Below are 5262 nucleotides of genomic sequence, written 5' to 3'. Positions count from 1 at the left end.
GGGAGGATGGGGGGATGGGTGGGTGTGTGTTCTGCGAAGTCGTCAAAGGGGAGCGGGCGGCGCATGTGGTGCTGGACGAGCCCGATGTGATGGCGTTCCTTGATGCGCGGCCCCTGTTCAAGGGCCATACGCTGCTGGTGCCGCGGGAGCATTATGAGACGCTCACCGATCTGCCCGGGGAGTTCCTCGGGCCGTTCTTCGGGTATGCGCAGCGGCTCGCGGGGGCGATGGAGTCGGTGCTCGGTGCGGCCGGGTCGTTCGTGGCGATGAACAACCGGGTCAGTCAGAGCGTGCCGCACCTGCATGTGCACGTGGTCCCGCGCAACCGCAAGGACGGGTTGCGCGGGTTCTTCTGGCCGAGGCAGAAGTACGCGTCGGACGCGGAGGCGGCCGAGTACGCCGAGCGCTTGGGCGGGGCTCTCAGCTCAGGTTGACCGCGGGTGCGGCCAGGGCCGTCAGGACGGCGGTGCAGGGGGCGGCCATGTCCGGCTCGGGCGGCGCCTCCTGGGCGGCCGCGTGTTCGTAGAGGTCGCGTTCGGCCCGGTCCAGGGCCGTGGACAGGACGTAGTCGGTGACCGTCCAGCCGATCAGCTCCGCCGCCTTGCGGATCACGAGGTACTGGTCGGCGGAGGTCGGGAAGGCGATGCGCTCGGTGGCGGGAAGGTCCTGGCGGACCGGCTCGGGCATGGCCGATCTCCCTCCTTACGGCATCTCAACGTACGCCGTGCGGTGGTGCCGGGACATCCCCATTGAGAACGAGAAGTGCGCGGGGTCAGCGCGTTCCCCAGGAGTAGGTCTGCTTGCGGAGCTTCAGGTAGACGAAGCTCTCGGTGGAGACGACGCCGGGGACGGCGCGGATGCGCCCGAGGAGCTCCAGGAGGCGCTCGTCGTCCTCGCAGACGAGCTCGACGAGGATGTCGAACGAGCCGGCGGTGATGACGACGTAGTCGATCTCGGGGAGGTCGGCGAGCTCGTCGGCGATCTTCTCCAGGTCGCCCTCGCACTTGACGCCGATCATCATCTGCCGGGAGAAGCCGAGCATGAGCGGGTCGGTGACGCCGACGATCTGCATGACGCCGGTGTCGAGGAGCTTCTGGACGCGCTGGCGGACGGCGGCCTCGGAGAGGCCGACGGCCTTGCCGATGGCGGCGTAGGAGCGGCGGCCGTCCTGCTGGAGCTGCTCGATGATGTGCTTCGCGGTCTCGTCGAGCTGGACGCGTGCTGCGCGATCCATGAGTTGGTCTCCTAGCTGCGGCATCGAGAGTGTGAGGCGTCTGCGTCAAGTGAATCAGTCGCGAAACTGGATCGTAACAACGGAATCACTTGTAATGGGGGGAGTCGTCTGTAAGGGTCTGGGCCTACAGGACACAACGGGCACCGGTGCCCAGGAGGGACCTGAGGATGAGCGGCGAGCGGCTGCGCAACTTTATCGGCGGCGAGTACGTGGACGCCAAGGACGGGCGGACGCTGGAGGTGGTCGATCCGAGCACCGGTGAGGTGTACGCGGAGGCCCCGGTGTCCGGCGCCGCGGACGTCGACGCGGCGTTCCGCGCGGCGGCCGACGCGTTCCCCGCCTGGCGCGACGCCACGCCGGCGGAGCGGAGCCTGGCGATGCTGCGGTTCGCGGACGCCGTCGAGGCGCGTGCGCAGGACCTCGTCGAGGCGGAGGTCCGCGATACGGGCAAGCCCGTCCAGCTGACCCTGGACGAGGAGATGCCGCCGATGGTGGACAACCTCCGGTTCTTCGCCGGGGCGTCGCGGGTCCTGGAGGGCAAGGCGACCGGCGAGTACATGGCGGACCACACGTCGTCGGTCCGGCGCGAGCCGATCGGGGTGTGCGCGCAGGTCACGCCGTGGAACTACCCGATGATGATGGCGGTCTGGAAGTTCGGTCCGGCGCTGTCGGCGGGCAACACGGTGGTGCTGAAGCCGTCCGAGACGACACCGGCGAGCACGCTGATGCTGGCGGAGATCGCGGCCGAGTTCCTGCCTCCGGGCGTCTTCAACGTGATCTGCGGTGACCGGGACACCGGCCGCGCGCTGGTGGAGCACCCGACGCCGCAGATGGTGTCCATCACCGGCAGCGTCCGGGCCGGGATGGAGGTCGCCGCGGCGGCGGCCAAGGACCTCAAGCGCGTCCATCTGGAGCTGGGCGGCAAGGCGCCGGTGGTGGTGTTCGACGACGCCGACGTCGAGGCCGCCGCGACCGGCATCGCCGAGGCGGGGTACTTCAACGCCGGGCAGGACTGCACCGCCGCGACGCGGGTGCTCGTCGCCGAGCGGCTGCGGGGCGAGTTCACCGAGGCGCTCGTCGAGGCCGCCAAGGGCACGGTGGTGGGGCCGCCGAGCGACGCCGACGCCTACTACGGGCCGGTCAACAACGAGAACCAGCTGGCCCGGGTGCAGGGGTTCATCGACAGGGCGCCGGGCCACGCGGAGGTCCTGGCCGGCGGCGAGCGCGTCGGCGACCGCGGCTACTTCTTCGCGCCGACCGTCGTCGGCGGCCTGAAGCAGGACGACGAGATGGTGCAGAACGAGGTGTTCGGGCCGGTCATCACGGTGCAGGGCTTCTCGGACGAGCAGCAGGCCGTCGCCTGGGCGAACGGCGTCAAGTACGGCCTGGCGGCGAGCGTGTGGACGCGGGACCACGGCCGCGCCATGCGCATGACGAAGGCGCTCGACTTCGGCGCCGTGTGGGTCAACACCCACATCCCGTTCGTGTCGGAGATGCCGCACGGCGGCTTCAAGCACTCCGGCTACGGCAAGGACATGTCGATGTACGGCATCGAGGACTACACCCGCGTCAAGCACGTCATGCACTACATCGGCGGCTGACCGTCCGTACGAGCCCGTGAAGGAAGACCCGCCATGACCGAGACCCAGCAGGCCCCGGCGCGCGAAGACCCGGGGCGCACCCTCCCCGCCATCGAGCTCGCGGGAGTGCAGAAGGCGTACCACGCCCATGGCGAGACCGTGGCCGCGGTCCGCGGCGTCGACCTGGAGATCGCGCAGGGCGAGTTCTTCTCGCTGCTCGGCCCGTCCGGCTGCGGCAAGACGACGACGATGCGCATGATCGCCGGTTTCGAGGAGCCGACGGCGGGCCGGGTGCGCCTGCACGGGCGGGACGTCACCGGCGTGCCGCCCAACCGGCGCGACGTGAACATGGTGTTCCAGTCCTACGCGCTGTTCCCGCACATGAGCGTGTTCGAGAACGTCGCGTTCGGGCTGCGCCGGCGCGGCGTCCCGAAGGCCGAGATCACCCGGCGGGTCGGCGACATGCTGGGCATCGTCGACCTGGCGGGACGGGAGAAGCGCCGTCCCGCCGAGCTGTCCGGCGGCCAGCAGCAGCGGGTCGCGCTGGCCCGCGCACTGGTGAACCGGCCGCGCGCCCTGCTGCTGGACGAGCCGCTCGGCGCGCTCGACCTGAAGCTGCGGCAGGCGATGCAGGTCGAGCTGAAGCGGATCCAGCGGGAGGTCGGCATCACGTTCGTGTACGTGACGCACGACCAGGGCGAGGCGCTGACGATGTCGGACCGCATCGCCGTCATGAACGACGGGCTGATCGAGCAGCTCGGCACGCCGCGGGAGATCTACGAGCATCCCGCGTCGCGGTTCGTGGCCGGGTTCATCGGGACGTCCAACCTGCTCGGCGGGGAGGTCGCCGAGACCGGGCCGGGCAGCGCGGTGATCTCCTACGGCGCGGACGGCCGCATCGAGGTGCCGGTGCGGGACGGTCTGGCGGTCGCGGCGGGGGAGCGGCTGGAGCTGACCGTCCGGCCCGAGAAGATCGGCATCGGGCCGGACCGGCCGGCGGACGGCCTGTGCGGCGTCCGCGGCACCGTGACCGAGGTCGTGTACCTCGGGACGTCGACGAACTACAACATCACCACCGCCGCCGGAGCCGACGTCGTCGTCTTCCTGCAGAACGCCACGTCCGCCGACGACATCGCCGCCCGCGGCGACACCGTCTGGCTGTCGTGGGACCCGCGCCACTCTTACGCCATAGGAGCCCCCCAGTGAGCAACATCGATCCCGCCTTCCTGCGCGGTCTCACGCGGCCGCGCCTGGCACGGTCCAGTTACGCCCGGCGGGACGTCCTGCGGATGATGGGCGCAGCGGGGGCGGGCCTCGCGCTGTCCGCCTGCGGCGTGCAGGGGCAGGGCGGCAAGGAGAAGGTCAGCCAGACCGACGTGCAGGAGTTCTGGGCGGGCAAGGCCAAGAAGGGCAGCCTGAACTGGGCGAACTGGCCGGGCTACATGCAGGACGACCGGGAGACGATCAAGGCGTTCGAGAAGGAGACGGGCATCAAGGTGACCTACAAGGAGGTCATCCAGGAGATGGGCCCGTGGTTCGGCAAGATCCAGGCGCCGCTGTCGGCGGGCCAGTCCATCGGGTTCGACCTGATGGTGATGACGAACGGCATCCAGCTGGAGCAGTGCCGCCAGCTCGGCTACCTGGCGCCGCTCGACCTGGCGAAGCTGCCGAACTTCCAGAAGAACGCGGGGGAGTCGTTCAAGAACCCGTCGTACGACCCCGGAAACGCGCACACGATCCCGTACGAGTCGGGCGTAACCGGCATCGCGTACAACACCAAGTACGTCGACGAGGAGATCACGAGCATCGCGCAGCTCTTCGACGCGAAGTACAAGGGCAAGGTCGGCATGATGGCCGATTCGCAGGAGCTCGGGAACTTCGGGATGTTCCTGCTCGGCGTCGACCCGGAGAAGTCGACGAAGGCCGACTGGGAGAAGGCCGCGGCGAAGCTGCGCGAGCAGCGCGACAAGGGCATCGTCCGCAAGTACTACAGCCAGGACTACGTGGACGCCGTCAGCAAGGGCGACGTGTGGATGACGATGGCGTGGTCCGGTGACGTCTACAGCCTCACCAGTCCGGACGTGAAGTTCGTGGTGCCCAAGGAGGGCGGCACGATCTGGACCGACAACCTGTGCATCCCGAAGACGGCCGAGAACCCGGTGGACGCGCTGGCGCTCATGGACTGGCTGTACGTCCCGGAGAACAACGTCCCGCTGACCGAGTTCATCAACTACATGCCGCCGATCCCGTCCACCCAGGAGCTGCTGAAGCAGAAGGCGGCCGCGGCCACGGGCGACGACAAGAAGGACCTGACCCGGCTCAGCACCAGCCCGCTGATCTTCCCGACGCAGGACGACCTGGCGAAGCTGCGGCACTACCGCAGGCTCACCCAGGCCGAGGAGGCCGAATACCAGAAGATCTTCGAGCCCATCGCCAAGGGGTCGTGAT

General features: G+C 69.2%; 6 protein-coding genes. 4 read left to right on the top strand and 2 right to left on the bottom strand.

Going from position 1 to position 5262, the window contains the following annotated elements; genetic code table 11:
* The first annotated feature begins 14 nt into the window (after window positions 1-14).
* Window positions 15-434 carry an HIT family protein gene (locus ETD96_RS40970; RefSeq protein ID WP_138641864.1) on the top strand — a complete coding sequence of 140 codons (420 nt, stop codon included), beginning with the start codon at window positions 15-17 and terminating at the stop codon, window positions 432-434.
* Here the strand turns inward: ETD96_RS40970 and ETD96_RS40965 are convergent.
* The gene (locus ETD96_RS40965; protein ID WP_138641863.1) at window positions 421-687 is read right to left on the bottom strand and encodes a type II toxin -antitoxin system TacA 1-like antitoxin; all 267 of its coding nucleotides are present in this window, start codon (window positions 685-687) and stop codon (window positions 421-423) included. The two genes, ETD96_RS40970 and ETD96_RS40965, sit on opposite strands and share 14 nt — an antisense overlap.
* A gap of 85 nt (window positions 688-772) precedes the next feature.
* Complete coding sequence (locus tag ETD96_RS40960; protein WP_240808584.1) at window positions 773-1234, bottom strand: Lrp/AsnC family transcriptional regulator; 462 nt, start codon at window positions 1232-1234, stop codon at window positions 773-775.
* A 167-nt stretch (window positions 1235-1401) separates the two neighbouring features.
* On the opposite strand from ETD96_RS40960, the gene ETD96_RS40955 reads away from it, so the two are divergent.
* Genes ETD96_RS40955 through ETD96_RS40945 form a run of 3 tightly spaced genes read left to right on the top strand, consistent with a single transcriptional unit; the run spans window position 1402 to window position 5261 of the window.
* A complete protein-coding gene (locus ETD96_RS40955) occupies window positions 1402-2835 on the top strand; it encodes a gamma-aminobutyraldehyde dehydrogenase (RefSeq protein WP_138641861.1) in 1434 nt (477 codons plus the stop codon).
* A gap of 33 nt (window positions 2836-2868) precedes the next feature.
* Window positions 2869-4020, top strand: a complete 1152-nt coding sequence (locus ETD96_RS40950; protein WP_138641860.1) for an ABC transporter ATP-binding protein — start codon at window positions 2869-2871, stop codon at window positions 4018-4020.
* On the top strand, window positions 4017-5261 hold the full coding sequence (locus ETD96_RS40945) for a polyamine ABC transporter substrate-binding protein (RefSeq protein ID WP_240808583.1): 1245 nt from the start codon (window positions 4017-4019) through the stop codon (window positions 5259-5261). The genes ETD96_RS40950 and ETD96_RS40945 overlap by 4 nt, the downstream gene beginning before the upstream one ends.
* Window position 5262 lies beyond the last annotated feature (1 nt).

The sequence above is a fragment of the Actinomadura geliboluensis genome, from assembly GCF_005889745.1.
Lineage (GTDB): Bacteria > Actinomycetota > Actinomycetes > Streptosporangiales > Streptosporangiaceae > Spirillospora > Spirillospora geliboluensis.
The sequence above is the reverse complement of the archived record's forward strand: the minus strand, read 5'-3'. Positions and strand labels throughout refer to the sequence as shown.

Excerpts from the sequence above, each read along its gene's own strand:
- ETD96_RS40965 (WP_138641863.1), bottom strand. The coding sequence starts at position 687 with ATGCCCGAGCCGGTCCGCCAGGACCTTCCCGCCACCGAGCGCATCGCC.
- ETD96_RS40950 (WP_138641860.1), top strand. The coding sequence starts at position 2,869 with ATGACCGAGACCCAGCAGGCCCCGGCGCGCGAAGACCCGGGGCGCACC.
- ETD96_RS40970 (WP_138641864.1), top strand. The coding sequence starts at position 15 with ATGGGTGGGTGTGTGTTCTGCGAAGTCGTCAAAGGGGAGCGGGCGGCG.
- ETD96_RS40955 (WP_138641861.1), top strand. The coding sequence starts at position 1,402 with ATGAGCGGCGAGCGGCTGCGCAACTTTATCGGCGGCGAGTACGTGGAC.
- ETD96_RS40960 (WP_240808584.1), bottom strand. The coding sequence starts at position 1,234 with ATGGATCGCGCAGCACGCGTCCAGCTCGACGAGACCGCGAAGCACATC.